Origin of the sequence: Azohydromonas sp. (genome assembly GCF_035325925.1) — a bacterium.
Lineage (GTDB): Bacteria > Pseudomonadota > Gammaproteobacteria > Burkholderiales > Burkholderiaceae_C > Calidifontimicrobium.
The window spans coordinates 62,616-65,510 of sequence record NZ_DAOKZA010000017.1; the positions used below are offsets into that span (position 1 = coordinate 62,616).

Annotated in this window: 3 protein-coding genes; 1 reads left to right on the forward strand and 2 read right to left on the reverse strand. The window is 73.6% G+C overall.

What is annotated here, in order from left to right; genetic code table 11:
• Positions 1-974 (forward strand): DUF4397 domain-containing protein (locus PKC53_RS08625; protein WP_324428063.1); only part of this gene is annotated, 974 nt, incomplete at its 5' end.
• A gap of 24 nt (positions 975-998) precedes the next feature.
• On the opposite strand, the gene PKC53_RS08630 is transcribed toward PKC53_RS08625, so the two are convergent.
• Complete coding sequence (locus tag PKC53_RS08630) at positions 999-1,514, reverse strand: heme-binding protein (RefSeq protein WP_324428064.1); 516 nt, start codon at positions 1,512-1,514, stop codon at positions 999-1,001.
• A 127-nt stretch (positions 1,515-1,641) separates the two neighbouring features.
• The gene (locus PKC53_RS08635) at positions 1,642-2,862 is read right to left on the reverse strand and encodes a 6-phosphofructokinase (RefSeq protein ID WP_324428074.1); all 1,221 of its coding nucleotides are present in this window, start codon (positions 2,860-2,862) and stop codon (positions 1,642-1,644) included.
• Positions 2,863-2,895: the final 33 nt, after the last annotated feature.

Below are 2,895 nucleotides of genomic sequence, written 5' to 3' on the forward strand. Positions count from 1 at the left end.
TGAAGACGGTGATGCTGGTCGACGACGAGCCGCGCCCCGACAGCGGCAAGGCCAAGCTGCGCGTGCTCAACGCCGGCAGCGACGCCGGCGCGCTCGACGTCTACCTCACCGCGCCCGGCGACGCGCTCGACGACGCCAGCGCGGTGGCCGCCGCAGTCGCCGCCGACGCCACCAGCGACTACGCCACGCTCAACGCCGGGCGCTACCGGCTGCGCGTCACCGCCGCCGGCGACCGCGACGACGTGCGCCTGGACGTCGACGGCGTCGCGCTCGACGCCCGCCGCGTCGCGACGCTGCTGCTCACCGGCACGCCGGGCGGCGTGCTGGTCAACGCCGCGCTGGTCAACCAGGGCGGCGCGCTGCAGAACCTGCCGACCGCGGCCGCGCGCGTGCGCGTGGTCGCGGCGATCGGCGGCGGCGCGCGCGTGAACGTGCGTGCCGGCGAGCGCCTGCTCGCCGCCGACGTCGCCTCGCCGCAGATCGGCGCCTACACGCTGCTGCCCGCGGGCACGCACCCGCTGGGTGTCGGCGTCGCCGCCGGCGGCACCGAACTCACGCTGCCGGCGCTGCCGCTGCTCGACGCCGCTGCCGGCGCCGACCTCACGCTGCTCGTCGCCGGTACCGTCGACGCGCCGGTGCTGCGCGTGATCGCCGACGACAACCGCCGCCCGACCGCCGCCGACAAGGCCAAGCTGCGCGTGCTGCACGCGGTGGCCGGGCTCGACGAGGCGATCGCGCTGTCGGTGGGCTTCACGCCGCTGGGCAGCGCCGCTTTCGGCGAGGCCTCGGCGCCGGTGCAGCACGCCGCCGGCAGCGACCAGCTGCTGGCGGTGACCTCGCCGACGCCGCCGACGGTCAAGTTCGCCGACCCCGACGTCACGCTCGACGCCGGCGGGGTCTACACCGTGTTCCTGCTCGGCAGCGCCGCCGACATGCCGGCATCGCTGGCCGGCTCGGTGCGCAAGGACCGCTGACCGGGCGGCGCGCCGTCGCCGCGCTCAGAAGTCGAGGTCGTCCTTGATCGCCGCGATGCCCGCCTTGCCGCACTCGTCGTCGGCGTCGCCGCTGGGTGCGCCCGACACGCCGATGCCGCCGACGATCGAGCCGCCGGCCTCGATCAGCAGGCCGCCGCCCACCGCGGCGAAACGCGGCACGTGGCGGATGCCCGAGCTCGGCTGCCCGGCCTGCGTCGTGCGTGCGAGGTCCGACGTGGGGGTGCGGAAGCTCACCGCCGTCCACGCCTTGTCGAGCGCGAAGTCGGGCGTGTGCGCGCCGGCGAAGCGGTCGCGCCAGGTCGCCTGCTCGATGCCGAAGCGGTCGACCACCGCGACGCTGACCTGGTAGCCGCGCTTGCGGCAGTCCTGCAGCGCCGCATTGACCGCTTTCATCGCGGCTTCGGGTGTGAGCACACGCACCGCGTGCGTGCCGCTGCTGGCCTGGGCGAAGGCGGCGGTCGCGGCGACCAGGGCGGCGGCGCCGACAAGCGTGTGCAGAAGGCGAAGAGGGCGTGGCATGGGCGGGTCTCCGGCGGTCGATGGGTGGGTGGGCTCGAGCGGGGCCGGCGCGACCCCGACGCGGCGATGCTCGCCCGCACCGGGTGCTCGATGCTTGACCGACATCAAGCCGGCGCGCCGACCCCTGCTACCCGCCGCGGCGCAGCACCTTGGGCACCGGCGCCGGGCGCAGGCGGAACGCGTCGGGCATGCCCGACCCGAGCAGCGGGCGCAGGTACAGGCGGAACGCGTCGGTGACGTCGGTGCCGTTGGCGGCGATGAACGCATCGTCCATCGTGCGCGCCTTGCCGGCCACCGCCTCGAGCGGCAGCAGCCGGTAGTCGACCGAGTAGAAGCCGGTGCGTTCGATCGCGACGCTGCCGTCGCGGTCGCCCCACAGCGCGAACTGCACCGCCTTCTCGCCGACCTCGCGGGCCTCGCGCTGGTCGACGTCGGACACGCAGCCGACGAAGCTGCGCTGCAGGTAGCCGAAGGTGTCGCCGCGCACGCGCTTGATCTTCAGCCGGGTCTTGATCTGCTCGCACAGCAGGTCGGCCAGCGCGCCGCTGCCCGACAACTGCAGGTTGCCATGGGCGTCGCGTTCGAGGTCCTTCGCCAGCTGGGCGACGATCGGCGTGCCCGACGCGTCGTGGATGCCCTCGCTGACCGCAACCACGCAGCGCCCGAGCCGGTCGTGGGTGGTCTTCACGTCGGCCAGGAAGCGTTCGATGTCGAAGGTGCGCTCGGGCAGGTAGATCAGGTGCGGGCCGTCGTCGTCGAACTTCTTGCCCAGCGCCGACGCGGCGGTCAGGAAGCCGGCGTGGCGGCCCATCACGACGCCGACGTACACGCCGGGCAGTGCCGCGTTGTCGAGGTTGGCGCCGGCGAAGGCCTGCGCGACGAAACGCGCCGCACTCGGGAAACCCGGCGTGTGGTCGTTGCCGACCAGGTCGTTGTCGATGGTCTTCGGGATGTGCAGGCTGCGCAGCGGGTAACCGGCCTTGCGCGCCTCCTCGGCGACGATGCGCACGGTGTCGGCGCTGTCGTTGCCGCCGATGTAGAAGAAGTGCGCGATCTCGTGCGCCTGCAGGACCTTGAAGATCTCCTGGCAGTACTTCAGGTCGGGTTTGTCGCGCGTCGATCCCAGCGCCGACGCCGGCGTGTTCGCCACCAGCTCGAGGTTGTGGCTGGTCTCCTGCGTCAGGTCGACGAAGTCCTCGTCGACGATGCCGCGCACGCCGTGCTGCGCGCCGTAGACGAGCCGCACGTCGTGGTGGCGCCGCGCCTCGAGCACGACGCCGGCCAGCGACTGGTTGATGACCGCCGTCGGGCCGCCGCCCTGGGCGACGAGGATCTTGCCTGAGGACATCGCGCGCACCTCCTGCGCGCCGAATGTACGCCC

Excerpts from the sequence above, each read along its gene's own strand:
- PKC53_RS08630 (WP_324428064.1), bottom strand. The coding sequence starts at position 1,514 with ATGCCACGCCCTCTTCGCCTTCTGCACACGCTTGTCGGCGCCGCCGCC.
- PKC53_RS08635 (WP_324428074.1), bottom strand. The coding sequence starts at position 2,862 with ATGTCCTCAGGCAAGATCCTCGTCGCCCAGGGCGGCGGCCCGACGGCG.